Origin of the sequence: Streptomyces coryli (assembly GCF_011044975.1) — a bacterium.
GTDB lineage: Bacteria > Actinomycetota > Actinomycetes > Streptomycetales > Streptomycetaceae > Streptomyces > Streptomyces coryli.
In genome coordinates, this window is record NZ_JAAKZV010000091.1 from 1 (window position 1) to 18,551 (window position 18,551).

Sequence of the window (18,551 nt, forward strand, 5' to 3'; positions counted from 1 at the left end):
GGGGTGCGGGGGGCCGGGGAAACTCGGTTGGTTCGCGTACCTGCCGTCCGTAGGCTTCCGGGCATGGCCACCATGTGACGTCGCCTCAACTCCCCTCCCCCTCTTCCCCTTTCCCTTGCTCTGCCCTGCCGTAGGGAGGCCCCGTCATGCACACAGACGCTCTCACCACCCTCGTAGCCAACGACGCACTGCGCGAAATCCTCGACACCCGCCGCCGCACCCGCCGTCCTCGTCCGCCTCGGAAGAAGCTGCGGGTGCGGGTGGGGTGGGCGCTGGTGGAGGTGGGGCTGCGGCTGATCCGCTAGCCGCAGCCGTCCGCCCCATCGCATGCAAAGAACCTTTGCATAGCCTCTATGCAAAGGTTCTTTGCATGCCCTAGTCTCCTATTCATGAGCCAGAGAGTCCACCAGCTCGACCCCAACAGCCTCCGCGCCGTCGCCCATCCCCTGCGGATGCGGCTGCTCTTCGCACTGCGCGAGGGCGGCCCGGCCACCGCGTCGCAACTCGCCGCCAAGCTGGGCGAGTCGAGCGGCGCGACCAGCTATCACCTGCGCCAGCTCGCTGCGAAGGGCTTCGTCGAGGACGACCCGGAGCGCCAGGGTCAGGGCGGCCGCGAGCGCTGGTGGCGCTCCGCATACACCAGCATCGCGGTCGAGCATCTGGAGGACTTCCTGGAGCATCCGGACCCCGAGGTCCGGGGCGCGATGAACCTGTATCTGCAGGAGGTCGCCGCCCGGCACACCATTGAGCTCAGCACCTGGCTCGGCACGATGCACGAGTGGCCCGAGGTCTGGCAGGGGCTGGGGGACATGAGCAGCATGCGGCTGCGGCTGACCCCCGAGCGCGCCAGGGAGCTGGACGAGAAGATCCACGCGCTCATCAATGACTTCGGCGACGACCCGCCCGAAGCGAAGGACGCCGCGCGCGTCCGCATCCACCTGCACGCCTTCCCCATCCCTGATACTCCGGAGGAGTCGTCATGACCGGGCACCCCTACTTCCACGAACGCACCCACGCCACCCGCTCCACCGAGCTGCAGGCCGAAGCCCGCGCCTGGGAGCGCAGCGCCGCCCGCCACCCCAAGCCCGCCGCCCAAGCCCGGATCCGCCTCGGCTGGCTGCTGGTCGAGACCGGCCTCCGCCTCGTACGGACGCCCGCAGCCACGGCCTCGTAGCACGCGCCGGGGGCGCGCGCACGCGCGAAAGCGCTGGTCAGAGCTTGCGCATCATGATGCAGTGGGCGGACACTGGGATGCATGAGGACGACAGTGGACCTCCCCGAGGACCTGCTCCAGGAAGCCAAGCTCCGCGCCACTCGCAGGCGCGTCACCCTGAGTGCGGTGATAGAGGATGCGGTGCGCGCATCCTTCGCGCGTGATCTGAATGCGGCACGCAATGCGGCCGTCACCCTGCCGACCTGGGATGGAGGCGAGCTTCAGCCTGGCGTCGATCTCGAGGATCGCGAGGCGATTGACGAGTTGCTTATGCAGGACGAGTTCACCGAGGGGTACGGCCAGTGATCTTCTGCGACGTGAACATCCTGGTCTACGCCTTCCGCAAGGCCTCCATCGACCACGCCAAGTACCGGGAGTGGCTCACCGGCCGGCTCGAAGACGACGAACCGGTCGCACTCAACGCGGTGGTGGCCTCGGGCTTCGTCCGGCTGGTGACGAACCGGAGGACATTCAAGGATCCAGCACCAACCACGGCGGCGCTGGACTTCATTGCCTCCATCCGCGAGGCCCCGGCCACCACGCCCTTGTACGAAGGGGCTCGGCACTGGGAGATCTTCGACCGCCTCTGCCGCCGCGTCGGAGCCAAGGGAAAGCTGGTGCCGGACGCCTACCTGGCAGCAATCGCCATCGAGAGCGGCTCCACTCTGTACAGCGCGGACCGTGACTTCGCGAAGTTCCCCGGCCTGCGCTGGCGCCACCCCCTGGAGGACGGGGCCTGACGATGTGGAGGCCGTGACGGGAATCGAACCCGTGTAACCAGCTTTGCAGGCTGGCCCCTAAGCCACTCGGGCACACGGCCGTGTGCTGTTGTCCCGACCATAGAGCGGGGGGCCGGGGGCGGGTCAACGGTTGCCGGGGCGCCGCCATGGGACTGCAATACGGGCTTCACAAAGACCTAGGACCTGCGGCCGAGCGGGTGCCCGTCGAAAGCCAGGTGTCAAAGGGCGTCATGCCTCTTACGCTCGGCAGCATGCCCGATGTCGAAGCCGCCGCCGAGCAGGGCCGCACCGCCGCGTCCGAGCCCCGCGCCGAGGGAGTTCTCGGCCGTACGTACCGGATGCTCACCCTCGGCATCGTCACCGTCGTGCTGCTGATCGCCTTCGAGGCAATGGCCGTCGGCACGGCGATGCCCGCGGCGGCCCGGGATCTGCACGGGGTCGGGCTGTACGCGTACGCCTTCTCCGCCTACTTCACCACCGCCCTCGCGGCGATGGTGATCTCCGGGCAGTGGTCCGACCGCAGCGGCCCGCTGCGTCCGCTCGCGGCCGGGATCGCGTCCTTCGCGGTCGGGCTCGTACTCGCCGGCAGCGCCCAGTCGATGTGGGTCTTCATCGCCGGGCGCGCCGTGCAGGGCCTCGGCGGCGGGCTGGTGATCGTCGCGCTGTACGTGGTGGTGAGCCGCGCCTACCCGGAACGGCTGCGGCCGTCGATCCTCGCCGCCTTCGCGGCGTCGTGGGTGGTGCCGTCGGTCGTCGGGCCGCTGGCGGCGGGCACCGTCACCGAACACCTCGGCTGGCGCTGGGTGTTCCTCGGCATCCCGCCCCTGGTGCTGCTGCCGGTGCTGGTGGCGCTGCCGGCGATCCGCCGCCGGGCGGCGGGGCCGGTGGACCCGGACCGGGTGCCGGCGCTGGACCGCCGGCGGATCGGGCTGGCCGGGGCGATCGCGGTGGGGGCGGGGCTGCTGCAGTACGCGGGGCAGGACGTGCGGTGGCTGTCGGCGGTCCCGGCGGTGGCGGGTGCGGCGCTGCTGGTGCCGGCCGTACGCGGGCTGCTGCCCCGCGGCACGTACGCGGCGGCGCGCGGCCTGCCGACGGTGGTGCTGATGCGCGGCATCGCGGCGGGTTCGTTCATCGCGGCGGAGTCGTTCGTGCCGCTGATGCTGGTGACCCAGCGCGGCTTGTCCGTGACGGCGGCAGGCATGGCACTGGCGGTCGGGGGCGCGACGTGGGCCTTGGGCTCATGGACGCAGGCGCGGCCGCGGCTGGAGCGGTATCGCGAGAGCCTGGTCCGTACGGGAATGCTCCTCACGGCGACGGCGATCGCGTCGGCGGCGCTGGTGCTGAACGAGTCGGTGCCGGTATGGCTGATCGGGCTGGCCTGGGCGGTCGGCTGCTACGGGATGGGCATGGTCATCTCGGGCACGAGCGTCCTGCTGCTGAAGCTCTCGGCCCCGGAGGAGGCGGGCACGAACTCGGCGGCCCTCCAGCTCTCGGACAGCCTGGCGAACGTGGTCCTGCTGGCGGTGGCGGGCGTCGTCTTCGCGGCGCTCGGCGGGGCGAAGGTGGGGCATGGGTCGGTGGACGCCGGGTCCGCCGGCTCGCATCCGGGGGCCTTTGTGGCGGTGTTCCTGCCGATGGCGGGGGTGGCGCTGGTGGGCGCGGCGGTCGCGGGGCGGCTGCGACCAGCGGTACCACGATGACCCCATAGTTGGTACCATTTTGGTATGGCTATGAATCTCAGGCTGCCCGACGAGCTCCAGGAGTCGCTCAAGCAGCGCGCGGAAGCAGAGGGGCGGAGCATGCACGCCATAGTGATCCAGGCCGTCGAGCGCTATCTGACCGAGGAGGCGGACCGGGAGACCGTCCGCAAGCTGGGGGCGAAGTACGCGGTCAGGCACGCGGACTTGCTGCGGAGGCTGGGGGAGTAAGGCGTGAAGTACCTGACGGACCGAGAGGCCCTGGACCTGGCTGAACTGGCCTGCGCGGGGCAGCGGATCGCGGTCCGGGATCTTGGCCTGCTGGCCTCCGCGCTGCACCGGCCGCGGCAGCAGGCGTTCGGCATCGAGGCATATCCGGAGCTCTTCGAGAAGGCCGCCGCCCTGCTGCACTCGCTGACCTCGAACCATCCGCTGGTCGACGGAAACAAGCGCACCGCGTGGATGTGCACAGCGGTCTTCCTCGATGCCAACGGGTTCGACATGGTCGACGTCGATCAGGACCGTGCCTACGACCTCGTCATAGACATCGCTGCGGGTCGGATTGAGGAGGTCTCGGCGATCGCGGCCTCCCTCCGGAAGCTGCACGACGAGGCATGACCCGGATCACATCTCGACGCCCTCCCGGGGCGTGACCGGCGAGGCGCCCCAGCCTCCCGGGTAGGCTGACGCGGTTGCCCGTTGAACGTCGTCGAGATCCGTCGGAGATCGTGAGTACTACCGCCTCGCACCACCTCTCCCCGGCCTTCCCCGGTCGTGCCCCGTGGGGTACGGCCAGCAAGCTGCGCGCCTGGCAGCAGGGGGCCATGGAGTCGTATCTCGCGTCGCAGCCGCGGGACTTCCTTGCCGTCGCGACGCCCGGCGCCGGGAAGACCACCTTCGCGCTGACGCTCGCCTCGTGGCTGCTGCATCATCACGTCGTGCAGCAGGTCACCGTCGTCGCGCCGACCGAGCATCTGAAGAAGCAGTGGGCCGAGGCGGCCGCGCGGGTGGGGATCAAGCTCGACCCGGAGTACAGCGCGGGACCGGTCGGCAAGGAGTACCACGGCGTCGCCGTCACCTACGCCGGTGTCGGCGTCCGCCCCATGCTGCACCGCAATCGGTGCGAGTCCCGCAAGACCCTCGTCATCCTCGACGAGATCCACCACGCCGGCGACTCCCGCTCCTGGGGCGAGGCCTGCCTGGAGGCCTTCGAGCCCGCGACCCGCCGCCTCGCCCTCACCGGCACGCCCTTCCGGTCCGATACGAACCCCATCCCCTTCGTCACGTACGAGGAGGGGAACGACGGGATCCGCCGCTCCTCCGCCGACTACACGTACGGCTACGGGCACGCCCTCAGCGACGGCGTCGTGCGGCCCGTCATATTCCTCTCGTACAGCGGCAACATGCGGTGGCGCACCAAGGCCGGCGACGAGATCGAGGCCCGCCTCGGCGAGCCGATGACCAAGGACGCCATCGGCCAGGCCTGGCGCACCGCGCTCGACGCCAAGGGCGACTGGATCCCGAACGTGCTGCGCGCCGCCGATGCCCGCCTCAGCGAGGTCCGCAAGGGCATCCCGGACGCCGGCGGCCTCGTCATCGCCGCCGACCAGGAGTCGGCCCGCGCGTACGCGAAGGTGCTGCGCGACATAACGGGCGCCAAGCCGACCGTCGTGCTCTCCGACGACACCGGCTCGTCCGGCCGCATCGAGGACTTCCGGCAGTCCGAGGACCGCTGGATGGTCGCGGTCCGGATGGTGTCCGAAGGCGTCGACGTGCCGCGGCTGGCCGTCGGCGTGTACGCCACCACCATTTCCACGCCACTGTTCTTCGCGCAGGCCGTGGGCCGTTTCGTACGGTCCCGGCGGCGCGGCGAGACGGCGTCCGTCTTCCTCCCCACCATCCCCGACCTCCTCTCCTTCGCGCACGAGATGGAGGTCGAGCGCGACCACATCCTCGACAAGCCGAAGAAGGGCGAGGACGACCCGTACGCGGAGAGCGAGAAGGAGCTCGAGGAAGCCAACAAGCAGCAGGACGAGGACACCGGCGAGCAGGACGAGCTGCCCTTCGAGGCGCTGCAGTCGGACGCGGTCTTCGACCGAGTGGTATACGAGGGCGCCGAGTTCGGCATGCAGGCGCACCCGGGGAGCGAGGAGGAGCAGGACTACCTCGGCATCCCGGGCCTGCTCGAGCCCGACCAGGTGCAGATGCTGCTGCAGAAGCGCCAGGCCCGGCAGATCGCGCACAGCAAGAAGAAGCCGGCCGAGGAGGCCGACCTGCTGGAGATGCCGGCCGACCGGCGGCCCGTGGTCACCCACCGCGAGCTCATGGAGCTGCGCAAGGAGCTCAACTCCCTTGTCGGCGCCTACGTGCACCAGACCGGCAAGCCGCACGGCGTGATCCACACCGAGCTGCGCCGGGTGTGCGGCGGCCCGCCGAGCGCGGAGGCCACGGCGGGGCAGCTGAAGCAGCGGATCGCCAAGGTGCGGGAGTGGGCCACGCGGATGCGCTGACGTGCGGCGCGTCTTGCGATACGAGATGCGGCTACTCAGCGGTATACGGGGCGGGTGGGTCTGGACAAGACGCCTGCAACGTCGGTTTGGTGACGGCGTGATAAAGGTGCGCCCGGATTCTGGACGAGGGCTTCCGCTGAGCGGACCAGCTCGCTAGGTTTCCGGTCACTCCACCCGGGGCCCCGGGGCGGAGCCCGCCCGCGCGGCAGCGTCGCCGCGCCGGGCGGCAAGCCGGTGCCCTGCGACCGGCGGCCCCGGTCCGCAATGGCCGCGCAGCCGCCACTCACCCCCCGAGGAGGCGGCGTGACCGCGGAGACCTCCCAGACCCTCGACAGAGGACTACGTGTCCTCAAACTGCTGGCCGATACCGACCACGGCCTGACCGTCACCGAGCTCGCCAACAAGCTCGGCGTGAACCGCACGGTGGTCTACCGCCTCCTGGCCACCCTGGAACAGCACGCCCTGATCCGCCGCGACCTCGGCGGCCGGGCCCGGATAGGCCTGGGCGTGCTGGGCCTCGGCCGCCAGGTGCATCCGCTGGTACGGGAAGCCGCGATGCCCGCGCTGCGCACCCTCGCCGAGGACGTCGGCGCGACGGCGCACCTGACGCTGGTCGACGGCAGCGAGGCCCTTGCGGTGGCGGTGGTGGAGCCGTCCTGGACGGACTACCACGTCGCGTACCGCGCCGGCTTCCGGCACCCGCTCGACACGGGCGCCGCGGGCCGCGCGATCCTCAAGGGCCGCAGCCTGGGCCACGACGCCTCGGCCGCGGACGTCGACATCGCCTTCGCGCTCACCCACGGCGAGCTGGAGGCGGGCGCGAGCGGCGCCGCCGCACCGCTGCTCGGGGTGACGGGGATCGAGGGCAGCGTCGGCGTGGTGATGCTCGCGGACGCGATCCCGGAGCAGGTGGGGCCGCGGGTGGTGGAGGCGGCCAGAGAGGTGTCCGAAGCGCTGCGGTGAGGGGCCGGGCCGTGTGCCTGGCCCTCGCCGCCCGTCACGTAGATTGTCCGTGTGCTCCGTATGTCCCAGCCCTCCCGGCCTGTCCTGCTCGCGCTCTGCGCCGTGCCCGTCGCCGGGCTGCTGGCCGCCGCCGCGCTCGCTCCGCTGCCGTTCTCCGTGGCCAAGCCCGGGATGACGGCCGATGTGCTCGGGGAGAACGGCGGCAAGCCCGTCATCACGCTCTCCGGGGACGGGGTGAAGGCCCGTAAGACGTCGGGGGAGCTGCGGATGACGACGATCGTCGCCACCGGTCCCGACGCCACGGTCCGGCTCGGCGATGTGGTCGGCGGCTGGTTCGCCACGGACGAGGCCGTGATGCCGAAGGATTCCGTCTATCCGGTCGGGGACACCTCGCAGGAGATCCGCGACTACAACGCGGATCAGATGAAGCAGTCCCAGGACGACGCCACCGAGGCCGCCCGGGCCTTCCTCGGGAAGTCGGCGGACGACCTGGACGCGAAGCTGCGGCTCGCGGAGGTGGGCGGGCCGAGCGCCGGGCTGATGTTCACGCTCGGCATCATCGACAAGTACGAGGGCAACGGCGCGGGCGGCGACCTCACCGGCGGCCGGAAGATCGCGGGCACCGGCACGATCGACGAGGAAGGCAAGGTCGGCGCGGTCGGCGGCGTCCCGCTGAAGACGCAGGCGGCGAAGCGCGACGGCGCGTCGGTCTTCCTGGTGCCGGCCGCGGAGTGCGGCGACGCGAAGTCGGAGCTGCCGGAGGGACTGCGGCTGATTCCGGTGAAGACGCTGTCGGGCGCGGTCGGGGAGCTGAAGGCGCTGGAGTCCGGGGGCAAGGTCTCCAGCTGCTGAGGCCGGCCGCCTCACGGATCCGCCCGGGTCAGCCGCGTCCCGTCAACTCGCGGATCTTCGCCAGTGTCTTCGGTCCCGCCACGCCCTCGCCGCCGTCGTCCATGACGCCGTAGTTGTTACGCAGCGAGGTGACGGCGGCCGCGGTGAGCGGGCCGTATTGGCCGCCGGCGTCCAGCCCGTCCTTCCCGTAGAAGCCGAGGTCGGCCAGGTCCTGCTGCAGGTAGGCGACCTGCGCGCCTTCCTCGCCCGGCTCCAGGTACGCGCTGTCGTCGCGGCTGGGCGACGCCGTGGGCGTGCGGGCTTCCGACGCATTCCGGCGCGGGGACGAGCGGTCCGCCGGCGGCGTGGCCGGCTCCCGGGTCTTCGCCGGCTTGGTGGCCGGGCTGCTGCTGGAGTCGCCGGCGCTCGGCGTGATGACCGGCATTCCTACGGGCTGGTCGTCCGGCTGCGAGTTGTGCAGGTGGAGGAGCAGCGCCCCGGTGGCGGCCAGGATCACCGCACCGACCACGGCCAGCGTCACCCAGACCGGGGGCAGCCGGCGGGCGGAGGGAAGGGCCGTCTCGTCGGCCGGGCGGGACGGCTGCACCGGCTCCGGCCGGGCGGCGTCGAAGAGCTGCAGGTCCCCGGGAGCGGCATTGCTGGGCCCGTGGGAGATGGGCGGGGCGTCCGGCATACCGGTGGGCGTCGTGCCGTGGCCGGGGCAGGCGGCCTCGGGGAAGCCGCAGGTGGGACACGTCCCGCTGGACACTTGCGATCACCAACTCCGTCGGGGCAGGGCGGTCCCGCCGCGATGGCCGATCTTGCGATGCCAGAGGGGGTGGCCGCAAGGGCGGCGGGTGGTAGGTCAGGAATCAGGGATTTCAGGCGGTTTTTGTCTGCGGGCACGGATTTGGCACTCACGTACCCTGCCCCCATGTCGTATCCGGAGCCGCGCTACCACAAAGCGCAAGGTGAAGTGAACGCAGTCTTCCGGCCCGTGGGGGCCAAGCCGGAGATTCAGTCGGGTGGTGGGCACACCAAATACTTGGCCACGCACGAGACCACCGGCGGGGAATTCGGGCTCTACGAGGTCGAGATGGCGCCGGGGTCGCCGGGGCCCTCCACGCACTTTCACCGCACCATTTCCGAGTCGTTCTACGTCCTCGACGGCGAAGTCGGGCTCTACGACGGGGACAAGTGGATCACCGCCACGGCCGGGGACTTCCTCTACGTGCCCGTCGGCGGGCTGCATGCCTTCCGGAACGACTCCGCCGACGACCCCGCCAGGATGCTGCTGCTCTTCGCGCCGGGCGCGCCGCGCGAGGAGTACTTCGAGCAGGTCGCGGAGATGAGCCGGCGCGGCGGGCAGGAGCTGGAGGACTTCCGGATCCGCCACGACAGCTACTTCGTGGACGAACCCAAGGAGTAGCTCACTGCTGCGGGATCACGGCCTGCGGCCGGATCGGCAACCGCCCGACCGGCCGCCCCGTGGCCGCCCGTACCGCCGCCGCCACCGCCGCCGGGGACGTGACCACCGGGGCCGCCGACGCGGGCTTCGCGCCGAAGGGGGCGACGACGTCGCGCTCCTCGATCAGCTTGACGATACGGATCGCCGGCGCGTCCAGCGCCGTCGGCAGCGGGTAGCCCGCGAAGTCGGGGTGGCGGACGATGCCGTCCTGCGTGCGGAGGTTCTCCATCAGCGCGGCGCCGACGCCCAGCGTGACGCCCGCCTCGATGCGGGTGGCGAGCTGGCGCGGGTTGAGGACCTTGCCGACGTCCTGCGCGACCGCCATCTCCACGACCTTGACCGAGCCGAGCTCGACGTCCACGTCGACGACGGCCCGTACCGCGCAGAAGGCGAGACCGACGAAGGCGTCGCCCTGACCGGTCTCGTCGAGCGGCTCGGTCGGGTGCGGGCGGCACTGGGCGGTGGCCCAGAGCTCCTTGCCGTCCAGGGCCTCGGCGACCGTCGTCGAGAGCACCCCGTCGTACGACGTGATCTTGCCGTCGGCGATCGTCAGCAGCTCGGCGGACATGCCGAACTTCTGGGCGAGGGGCTGGAGAAGCTGCGTACGGACCATCTTCGCGGCGCGCTCCACCGCGCCGCCCGACACCCAGGTATGCCGGCCGTGCGTGGCCGGACCGGCCGGCGGCTGGTCGGTGTCGATCGGGGCGACGTTCACCTCGTCGACGCCGAGCACCTCCTGCACGATCTGCCGCGCCAGCGTCGAGAAGCCCTGGCCGTGGTCCACCGCCGCGCACATCACGGTCGCGACCGGGCCGTCGACCCGCACCGTGGCCGTGGACACCTCGTCCGCGCCCTCGGCGCCGAGCATGTGCACCATGCCGAGGCCGTAACCGACCCCGCGCCGCACCGACTCCGGCTCCCCCGCGCCCTCGGGGCCGCCGGGCAGCAGCCACTCCTCCTGCGGGAGGTCCTTCGGCAGCGGCGGCAGCGGCGCCTCGCGTACGGCCGTGAGCAGCTCGGCCACCGGGGCCGGGCACGTCACCGTCTGGCCCGTCGGCAGCAGGTCGCCCGTCGCCATCACATTGCGCATCCGCAGCTCCGCCGGGTCCAGGCCCAGCTGCGCCGCGAGCTTGTCCATCTGCCCCTCGTACGCGGCGCAGACCTGCATCGCGCCCTCGCCGCGAAGGTGCCCGGCCGGCGGGTTGTTCGTACGGACCGCCCAGCCCTCGACGAAGGCGTGCGGGACGACATACGGGCCGCAGGCAAACGACACCGCGGCGGCCAGCGCGTCCGCCGACGAGTCGGCATACGCGCCCGCGTCCATCAGGATCTGCGCCTCGACCTTCACCAACTTGCCGGTGGCGTCCGCGTGGTGGCGGTAGCGCATCAGCGTCGGGTGCCGGTGGGCGTGGCCGAGGAAGGACTCCTCGCGGCCGGCGGCGTGCTTGACCGGGCAGCCGGTCTTCAGCGCGAGGAGGCCGAGCGGCAGCTGCATGCTGCGGTCCTCGCGGTCGCCGGTGGCCCCGGGCACGCCGGTGACGACGACCTTCACCCGCTCCGGCTCCAGGCCGAAGCAGGCGGCGGCGGTGTCGCGGTCGGCGTGCGGGTCGGTGGAGGCCGTATAGATCTCCACTCCCCCGTCGGGGCGCGGGACGGCGAGGCCGGCCTCGGCGCCGATGGGTGCCGGGTCCTGGCGGCCGATCCGGTAGACGCCCTCGACGACGACCTCGCCGGTGACTGCCTCGTCGCCGAAGCGCAGCGGGATGTGCCGGATCAGGTTGCCGTCGGGGTGCAGCGGCTCGGCGGAGAAGGCCAGTTGCGGATCGGTGACCGGGTCGAGGATCTCGTACTCGACCGCGATGGCGGCCGCGGCCAGCCGCGCGGTGTCCGGGTGGTCGGCGGCGACGGCGGCGACCGGCTCGCCGTGATGCCGGACCAGGTCCTCGGCGAAGACCGGGCGGTCGGCGATGCGGCGGCCGTGCGTGGAGCCGCCGGGGACGTCCTCGTGGGTCACCACGACCCGTACGCCCGGCATCTCCTCGGCCGCGGTCGTGTCGATCGCGATGATCCGGGCGTGGGCGTGCGGCGAGCGGTGCACGGCGGCCCAGAGCAGGCCCTCGGCCCACAGGTCGGAGGCGTACGGATAGGTGCCCTCGACCTTCGGCGGGATGTCCACGGCCGGCACCGAGGCGCCGATGCCGGAGCTGACGGCTCCGCCCAGGTCCGTACCGGCGGCGGGCGTGGCCATGGTGGCGTCGTTGCTCATGACCGACCACCTACCTGATGACGAAGACTCACAGCACGCCACCCTCATCGTGACCGTGGCCGCGTGGCGGCGGCATGTGCGCACCCTGCGCGCCGCCCTGCCCGGGTGCGGCCTGCTGCGGAATGTGCGCGCCCGTCTCCTGCGCCGCCGCGCCCCGCGCGGCATTGCGCTCGGCGATGACCTCCTGGACGGCGGCCAGGACGCCCTGGTAGCCGGTGCAGCGGCAGAGGTTGCCGGCCAGGGCCTGGCGGGTCTCGCGCTCGTTCGGGGTGTGGTTGCCCTCGAGCAGGTCGTGCACGGTCATGGCCATGCCCGGGATGCAGAAGCCGCACTGCACGGCGCCGCAGGCGGCCAGCGCCCGCTGCACGTCGGAGGGGCATCTGTTGCCGTTGGCGTCCTTGGCCAGGCCCTCGACGGTACGGACCTCGGAGCCGGCCGCGGTGGCCGCGGGGACCAGGCAGGAGGCGACCAGGCGGCCGTCCACCTTGACGTTGCAGGCGCCGCATTCGCCCTGCGAGCAGCCGTCCTTGGCGCCGGCGAGGCCGAGGCGCTCGCGCAGCACGTAGAGCAGGGACTCGCCGATCCAGGCGTCGGTGACCGGCCGGTCCTCGCCGTTGACACGCAGCACGTACGAGGCGCGCGGGTGGTCGTCGGGGTCGGTGGAGGCTTCCGCGAGCTCGGCCGGGTGCTCGGCGGCGTCGGCGAGGCCGGAGGCCTCCAGCGTCATGCCGGTGGAGTCGTCCGGGAAGTCGCCGGCGGGCGGCACGGACCAGCCGGAGCCGTCGGTGTCCACCCCGTGGGCGTGGCCGTCGCCGTCGCCGGAGTGCGCCATGCCGGCGCCGAGCCCGGCGGAGAGGCCGGGCAGCATGGAGCCGGCCGGGGCCTCGCCCGTATCAAGGTCGCCGAACTGCCAGTGTCCGGTGGCGTCCTGAGCCCCGCCTTCGTGCCCGGCGCCCGGCCGCACGGCGCCGTCGCCGTCCGCCGCGCCGTCGTGGACCGGAGCCTCCAGGCCCGGAGCGCCAGGAGCGCCAGGCACGACCTGCGCGCCCAGCGGCGTCGACCCGCCCGACGCGTCCGGCCACGGCCCGGTCGGCGCGGTGGACTGCACCTCCTGCCAGTCCCCGATCCGGCCCTCGACCCGCGAGCCCTCACCGTCGGCGGGGTGCTCGGCGCCGGTGACGGCGATCGGGCCGACGGCTCCGGTGCCGATCACCGGGATCTGCTGGGTGACATCGGTGAAGTCAGGCACCCGGAACTGCCCGGTCTGCGCCGGATCGGTGCCGGCCACCGGCACCGCTATGGGCGGCGGCGTGTAGTGCCCGGGGGCGGCCAGCGGGTCCGCGCCCTCCTGCGCCGGGGGCAGCCCCTCGGGCGGGAGCTGCACGAACGCCGTGGCCTCCGGGTCGTAATCGCCGGTGCCGCGGGGCAGCGGCTCCCAGCCGTCCTTCGCGTTCACGACAGCGCCCTCCCAAGAGCTCGGCGGGCCAGGGCCGCCACCGTACGGCGCAGGTGCTGCGCCGCGGCCGGCAGCGTGCCTTCTTCGGGGTCGGGGATGCAGGACGCGGCCACGTACTCGCCGAAGGCCTGCAGAGCTTCGGGGGCGAGCCGACGGCCCGCGTCCCACTCGATGAGCGAGGCGACCCACTGCTCGGCCTCCAGCGGCCGCATCGGCGCGGGCCCGACGGCGCCGACGGCGCATCGCACGCCCCGTCGCGCCGGGTCGAGCACCAACGCGACCGAGGCGATGGCGCGACCGGGACCGGTCCGCCCGGTCGCCTTCATGAAGACCTGGGGTGCGTGCAGCAGCGGCGCCCGTACGAAGCCGATCAGCTCGCCGGTGCGCAGCATGTCGACGCCGCCGAGCAGATGGGAGACGGGCAGCTCACGCAGCGCGCCGTCCGGGCCGACGATGATCAGGTCGGCCTCCAGCGCGGCCAGCGCGGGGAGGGCGTCGCCGGTGCGGTCGCCGGTGATGATGTTGCCGCCGAGGGTGCCGGCGTTACGGATCTGGGGCGGGCCCGCGGCCCGCGCCGCCCCGGCGAGCGCCGGGATGAGCGCGGCGAAGTCGGGGCGTCCCATGCGGGCGTGGGTGAGCCCGGCGCCGAGCAGCGCGTGCCCGTCCTGGTAATGCCAGCCGCGGATCTCGCTGATCCGGCCGAGCCCGACCAGCGCCGTGGGCCTCAGCAGCCCGGCGTTGACGGACGCCATCAGGTCCGTACCGCCTGCGACCGGCACGGCCGCGGGCGTGGTGGCGAGCGCGGCGGCCGCCTCCTCGAGCGAGGAAGGCAGCATGACCGCGGACGCGACCTGCGGTGCGCGAGTGGTCAACTCAGCAGCCCCTTCCGCACTCTCCCCCGATATCACTGCTCCCGCTCTCTCGGACCGGGTCAGCCAACTCTTGCACATCTTCCGGTCCCGGCGGCGCGGGAGAATCCCGAGGTTACCTCTGTCCCGGAGCCTCCTGCTACGAGCGGGCCCGCGGGTGGCACTTATCACTCTTCGCAGCGATTGACGGGGTCCTGTACACAGTTGTGCGGAACGGAAGCCGCCTCAGGGTGCCACTGCGGCGGCCGCCGCGAACCGCATTCCGCTTACCCCTCACACGATCGTGGGCGCCTCGTCGATCGGGCGTCCGAGCACGCCGGGCCGCCGCTGCCACGGCTTGGGCCCGTCGGCGGGCCGGTACTCGACTCCGAGGGCGTCAAGCCGCCGGTAATGGGCGGCCATTCGCCCCTCGAAGCCCGTGAAGTCCCGCTTGTCCGGTTCGGGGAGCTCCGACCAGGCCACCTCCGCGAAGGCCACGAGCCGCGGATAGGTCTGGTAGTCGATCCGGCCCTGGTCGTCCATCACCTCGGTCCACACATTCGCCTGCGTACCGAGGACATGACCCCGCTGCTCGTCGGTCAGCTCCGGCGGCACCGGCTCGAAGCGGTAGAAGTCCTCGAGGCTGCGCACGTACGCGATCGGCACCGGCTCGTCGTCCCCCGGCGCCTGCCGGTAGTCGAGGTAGACCTGCTGATGCGGGCACATCACCACGTCGTGCCCGGCCTTCGCGGCCGCGATCCCGCCGGAGTAGCCGAGCCACGAGGCGACGGTGGCCCCCGGCGCGAGCCCGCCCTCGAGAATCTCGTCCCATCCGATGAGCCGCCGCCCGCGCGCGGCCAGCCAGGCGTCGAAGTGCCGGATGAACCACGACTGCAGCTCGTCCTCGTCCTTCAGCCCCAGCTCCTGGATACGGGCCTGGGCGGCCGGCGAGGCCTTCCACTGCTCCTTGGGGCACTCGTCGCCGCCGACGTGGACGAACTCCGACGGGAAGAGCACCAGCACCTCCTCGAAGACGCCCTCGTAGAAGCGCAGCACCTCCTCGGTCGGCGCGAGGACGTTGGGGTTGACGCCCCAGTCGTCCCAGACCCCGAGCCCGGCGGTGTCGACGACGTCGGTGTTCCCCAGGTGTGGATAAGCGTGGATGGCGGCCTGCGAGTGCCCCGGCAGCTCGATCTCCGGCACGACGGTGATGTGCCGCTCGGCGGCGTACGCGACGATCTCGCGGATGTCGTCCTGGGTGTAGTAGCCACCGTGCGGCGTCTCGTCCCACAGCTGGGAGTCGCGGTGGCCACGCTTGGAGCGGGGCCGCCAGGAGGCATCTTCCGTCAGCTTCGGGTAGCGCTTGATCTCGATGCGCCAGCCCTGGTCGTCGGTCAGGTGGAAGTGGAAGACGTTGAGCTTGTGCGCGGCCAGCAGATCGAGCTGCCGCAGCACGCCGTCCTTGGGCGTGAAGTGCCGCGATACGTCGAGCATCATGCCGCGCCACCCCAGCCGCGGGGCGTCCTCGACGACGGCCTCCGGCAGCCGCCACTCGGCGTCCGCACGCAGCGGTGCCCGCCGGAAGGCGCCGGGGCCGAGCAGCTGGCGCAGGGTCTGGGCCCCGTAGAAGACGCCGGCGGCACTGCCGCCCTCGATACGGACGCCGCCCGCGGCCACCGCGAGGCGGTATCCCTCACGGGGGCGGGCGGCGTCGATGACCAGCTCGATCCCGCCGCCGGCCGGCCCCGGGTCGAGGGGGAGGCCGGTGGCGGCGCCGATCGTGGCGCGTATCCAGCGGGCGACGCCTTCGGTGCCCGTCGCGGCGGAGAGCGTGGTCGCCGGGGTGAGCAGGAAGTGTCCGTCGCCGGACGGGTGCGCGGTGCGGGGCGCGGGAATGAAGTCCAGGTCCATGCGCGCCATCCTGCCTGAGGAGCGCGCGGTGGACTAGACCATCACTTCTTGCCCTTGTCCTTGTCCTTGCCGCGATCGCCACCGGCGCCCATGGACTCGTAGATCTCCTTGCACATGGGGCAGACCGGGTACTTCTTCGGGTCGCGGCCCGGGACCCACACCTTGCCGCAGAGCGCCACGACGGGCGTACCGTCGAGCGCGCTCGCCATGATCTTGTCCTTCTGGACATAATGGGCAAAGCGCTCGTGGTCACCATCGCCGTGCGACACCTTCGGCGTGGGTTCGACGAGGGTGCCGGTGCCGGTGCCGCGCTCCGGTTCGGGTTCGAGGGTGCTCATGTTGGCCAAGGGTACCGATCCGAAGCCGTTTGGTTGAGGCTCGGGCCGCCGGAAGGTCGCCCGATGCGCAAGTGGATTAATTCAGGCTCGGGTCATCGGGGTACGTGGCGACCATCGCCAGCTCGTTCCGCTGCCTCCGCAGCACCGCCCGCCACAGGCCCTCGGGCACCGGCGAGGAGACGTCACCCGGCTCGGACTCGACCACGTACCAGGCCCCCTCCGCCAGCTCGTCCTCCAGCTGCCCTGGCCCCCATCCCGCGTACCCCGCGAAGATCCGCAGCGCCCCCAGCTCCGCCGCCAGCAGCTCGGGCGGCGCGTCCAGGTCGACGAGGCCGATCGCCCCGTGCACCCGGCGCCAGCCCAGCGGGCCGTCCTCCACGGAGCCGCCGCCCTCCATGGCCTCGGGCCCGGGCACCACCGCGATGCCCAGCGCCGAGTCGAGCGAGACCGGACCGCCCTGGAAGACCACGCCCGGGTCGCCGGCCAGCTCCGCCCACGCCTGCAGCACGTCGCCGACGTCCACCGGCGTAGGCCGGTTCAGCACGACGCCCAGCGACCCCTCGTCGTCGTGATCGAGGAGCAGCACCACCGACCGCTCGAAGTTTGGGTCGGCGAGCGACGGCGTCGCGACGAGCAGCCGGCCTGTGAGGGATGACACCTCCGTCATGACCACATGATCCCGCACAAGACGGCCGCGCGGGAGTCAAGTGCCGTACGGATACGGCAAAGGACGGTGTCCGCGGGGGTACGGCAGCACCTCCGCCGTAACCCCGCCATGCCCGCTAACGCCCCCTTTGCGACCCCCCGGCGCTCACCCTGCGCGACATGGGTCTATACACAGCGTTTTGTAGCGAATTCATGACGCCCTCCGGACCCCATGGAACCTACGGGGAGGGGTAGACGGGCCATTACCATTTCCCACTGTCCCCCGCCCGTAACCCACCGATCGCGAGACTCGATGACTGCGAAGTCAGCCTCCGACGACGTCCTGATTGTCCACGGCGGTACGCCCCTCGAGGGCGAGCTGAAGGTCCGCGGCGCGAAGAACCTCGTGCCGAAGGCCATGGTTGCCGCACTGCTCGGCAGCGAGCCGAGCCGGCTGCGCAACGTCCCCGACATCCGTGACGTCCGCGTCGTCCGCGGGCTGCTGCAGCTGCACGGCGTCACCGTGAAGCCGGGTGACGAGCCCGGCGAGCTGGTCCTCGACCCCTCGCACGTGGAGAGCGCCAATGTCGCGGACATTGACGCCCACGCGGGCTCGTCCCGGATCCCGATCCTCTTCTGCGGTCCGCTGCTGCACCGGCTCGGGCACGCGTTCATCCCGGGCCTGGGCGGCTGCGACATCGGCGGCCGGCCGATCGACTTCCACTTCGACGTGCTGCGGCAGTTCGGCGCCACGATCGAGAAGCGCGCCGACGGCCAGGTGCTGGAGGCCAAGCAGCGGCTGCGCGGCACCAAGATCCGGCTGCCGTACCCGTCGGTGGGCGCCACCGAGCAGGTGCTGCTGACGGCCGTGCTGGCCGAGGGCGTCACCGAGCTGTCCAACGCGGCCGTGGAGCCTGAGATCGAGGACCTCATCTGCGTACTGCAGAAGATGGGCGCGATCATCGCAATGGATACGGACCGGACGATCCGTATCACCGGCGTCGACAAGCTCGGCGGCTACAACCACGCCGCCCTCCCGGACCGCCTGGAGGCCGCCTCCTGGGCGTCCGCGGCGCTGGCCACCGAGGGCGACGTCTATGTGCGCGGCGCCCAGCAGCGCTCGATGATGACCTTCCTGAACACGTACCGGAAGGTCGGCGGCGCCTTCGAGATCGACGACGAGGGCATCCGCTTCTGGCACCCGGGCGGCCCGCTCAACGCGATCGCGCTGGAGACCGACGTCCACCCGGGCTTCCAGACCGACTGGCAGCAGCCGCTCGTCGTCGCCCTGACGCAGGCCTCGGGCCTGTCCATCGTGCACGAGACGGTCTACGAGTCCCGGCTCGGATTCACCAGCGCGCTGAACCAGATGGGCGCACACATCCAGCTCTACCGCGAGTGCCTGGGCGGCACCCCCTGCCGCTTCGGGCAGCGCAACTTCCTGCACTCGGCGGTCGTGTCCGGCCCCACGAAGCTGCAGGGCGCGGATCTGGTCATCCCGGACCTGCGCGGCGGCTTCTCGTACCTGATCGCCGCTCTGGCGGCGCAGGGGACGTCGCGGGTGCACGGCATAGAGCTGATCAACCGGGGCTACGAGAACTTCCCGGAGAAGCTCGGGGCGCTGGGCGCGAAGTTCGAGCTGCCGAACGGCTGAGGCCACACACA

The 18,551-nt window shown here is 71.9% G+C and carries 20 protein-coding genes and 1 tRNA gene; 13 read left to right on the forward strand and 8 right to left on the reverse strand.

Annotated features, from left to right (window positions below; genetic code table 11):
* The first annotated feature begins 146 nt into the window (after positions 1-146).
* From G5C51_RS20635 to G5C51_RS20655, 5 genes are all read left to right on the forward strand, one after another.
* Positions 147-305, forward strand: coding sequence for a hypothetical protein (locus G5C51_RS20635; RefSeq protein WP_165239547.1), 159 nt, complete (start codon positions 147-149; stop codon positions 303-305).
* Between the two features lie 84 nt (positions 306-389).
* Positions 390-983 (forward strand): ArsR/SmtB family transcription factor, encoded by a 594-nt coding sequence (locus G5C51_RS20640; RefSeq protein WP_240929807.1) that lies wholly within the window; start codon positions 390-392, stop codon positions 981-983.
* Complete coding sequence (locus G5C51_RS20645) at positions 980-1,174, forward strand: hypothetical protein (RefSeq protein ID WP_165239551.1); 195 nt, start codon at positions 980-982, stop codon at positions 1,172-1,174. The genes G5C51_RS20640 and G5C51_RS20645 overlap by 4 nt, the downstream gene beginning before the upstream one ends.
* Before the next feature lie 81 nt (positions 1,175-1,255).
* Entirely contained in the window at positions 1,256-1,519 is a 264-nt protein-coding gene (locus G5C51_RS20650) for a ribbon-helix-helix domain-containing protein (protein WP_165239553.1), read from the forward strand.
* Between the two features lie 11 nt (positions 1,520-1,530).
* Positions 1,531-1,953, forward strand: coding sequence for a type II toxin-antitoxin system VapC family toxin (locus G5C51_RS20655; RefSeq protein WP_206314110.1), 423 nt, complete (start codon positions 1,531-1,533; stop codon positions 1,951-1,953).
* Between the two features lie 5 nt (positions 1,954-1,958).
* Here the strand turns inward: G5C51_RS20655 and G5C51_RS20660 are convergent.
* Positions 1,959-2,033 (reverse strand) — tRNA-Cys (locus G5C51_RS20660).
* 171 nt (positions 2,034-2,204) lie between these two features.
* Here G5C51_RS20660 and G5C51_RS20665 point away from each other — a divergent pair.
* The 6 genes from G5C51_RS20665 to G5C51_RS20690 all read left to right on the forward strand — a co-directional run bounded on the left by G5C51_RS20665 (position 2,205) and on the right by G5C51_RS20690 (position 7,975).
* Positions 2,205-3,653, forward strand: a complete 1,449-nt coding sequence (locus G5C51_RS20665; RefSeq protein ID WP_165239557.1) for an MFS transporter — start codon at positions 2,205-2,207, stop codon at positions 3,651-3,653.
* Between the two features lie 24 nt (positions 3,654-3,677).
* Positions 3,678-3,881, forward strand: coding sequence for an Arc family DNA-binding protein (locus tag G5C51_RS20670; protein WP_420824835.1), 204 nt, complete (start codon positions 3,678-3,680; stop codon positions 3,879-3,881).
* 3 nt (positions 3,882-3,884) lie between these two features.
* Positions 3,885-4,268, forward strand: a complete 384-nt coding sequence (locus G5C51_RS20675) for a type II toxin-antitoxin system death-on-curing family toxin (protein ID WP_165239559.1) — start codon at positions 3,885-3,887, stop codon at positions 4,266-4,268.
* Positions 4,269-4,378: 110 nt separating this feature from the next.
* Positions 4,379-6,160 (forward strand): DEAD/DEAH box helicase family protein, encoded by a 1,782-nt coding sequence (locus G5C51_RS20680; RefSeq protein ID WP_165239561.1) that lies wholly within the window; start codon positions 4,379-4,381, stop codon positions 6,158-6,160.
* A 303-nt stretch (positions 6,161-6,463) separates the two neighbouring features.
* Positions 6,464-7,123, forward strand: a complete 660-nt coding sequence (locus G5C51_RS20685) for a helix-turn-helix domain-containing protein (RefSeq protein ID WP_165239563.1) — start codon at positions 6,464-6,466, stop codon at positions 7,121-7,123.
* A gap of 60 nt (positions 7,124-7,183) precedes the next feature.
* On the forward strand, positions 7,184-7,975 hold the full coding sequence (locus G5C51_RS20690; RefSeq protein ID WP_165239595.1) for a S16 family serine protease: 792 nt from the start codon (positions 7,184-7,186) through the stop codon (positions 7,973-7,975).
* 28 nt (positions 7,976-8,003) lie between these two features.
* Here G5C51_RS20690 and G5C51_RS44080 read toward each other — a convergent pair whose 3' ends face one another.
* Positions 8,004-8,723 (reverse strand): peptidoglycan-binding protein, encoded by a 720-nt coding sequence (locus tag G5C51_RS44080; RefSeq protein WP_165239565.1) that lies wholly within the window; start codon positions 8,721-8,723, stop codon positions 8,004-8,006.
* A 165-nt stretch (positions 8,724-8,888) separates the two neighbouring features.
* On the opposite strand from G5C51_RS44080, the gene G5C51_RS20700 reads away from it, so the two are divergent.
* Positions 8,889-9,383, forward strand: coding sequence for a cupin domain-containing protein (locus tag G5C51_RS20700; protein WP_165239567.1), 495 nt, complete (start codon positions 8,889-8,891; stop codon positions 9,381-9,383).
* Position 9,384: 1 nt separating this feature from the next.
* Here G5C51_RS20700 and G5C51_RS20705 read toward each other — a convergent pair whose 3' ends face one another.
* The 6 genes from G5C51_RS20705 to G5C51_RS20730 all read right to left on the reverse strand — a co-directional run bounded on the left by G5C51_RS20705 (position 9,385) and on the right by G5C51_RS20730 (position 16,908).
* Positions 9,385-11,688, reverse strand: coding sequence for a xanthine dehydrogenase family protein molybdopterin-binding subunit (locus G5C51_RS20705; protein WP_165239570.1), 2,304 nt, complete (start codon positions 11,686-11,688; stop codon positions 9,385-9,387).
* A 28-nt stretch (positions 11,689-11,716) separates the two neighbouring features.
* Complete coding sequence (locus tag G5C51_RS20710; protein ID WP_165239571.1) at positions 11,717-13,144, reverse strand: 2Fe-2S iron-sulfur cluster-binding protein; 1,428 nt, start codon at positions 13,142-13,144, stop codon at positions 11,717-11,719.
* A complete protein-coding gene (locus G5C51_RS20715; protein ID WP_165239572.1) occupies positions 13,141-14,016 on the reverse strand; it encodes an FAD binding domain-containing protein in 876 nt (291 codons plus the stop codon). The genes G5C51_RS20710 and G5C51_RS20715 overlap by 4 nt, the downstream gene beginning before the upstream one ends.
* Positions 14,017-14,286: 270 nt before the next feature.
* On the reverse strand, positions 14,287-15,903 hold the full coding sequence (locus tag G5C51_RS20720) for a beta-N-acetylhexosaminidase (protein WP_165239573.1): 1,617 nt from the start codon (positions 15,901-15,903) through the stop codon (positions 14,287-14,289).
* A gap of 41 nt (positions 15,904-15,944) precedes the next feature.
* Positions 15,945-16,241 carry a DUF3039 domain-containing protein gene (locus G5C51_RS20725; protein WP_165239574.1) on the reverse strand — a complete coding sequence of 99 codons (297 nt, stop codon included), beginning with the start codon at positions 16,239-16,241 and terminating at the stop codon, positions 15,945-15,947.
* A 76-nt stretch (positions 16,242-16,317) separates the two neighbouring features.
* Complete coding sequence (locus G5C51_RS20730; protein WP_165239575.1) at positions 16,318-16,908, reverse strand: YqgE/AlgH family protein; 591 nt, start codon at positions 16,906-16,908, stop codon at positions 16,318-16,320.
* Positions 16,909-17,199: 291 nt separating this feature from the next.
* On the opposite strand from G5C51_RS20730, the gene murA reads away from it, so the two are divergent.
* Complete coding sequence (murA, locus tag G5C51_RS20735) at positions 17,200-18,540, forward strand: UDP-N-acetylglucosamine 1-carboxyvinyltransferase (RefSeq protein ID WP_165239576.1); 1,341 nt, start codon at positions 17,200-17,202, stop codon at positions 18,538-18,540.
* Positions 18,541-18,551 lie beyond the last annotated feature (11 nt).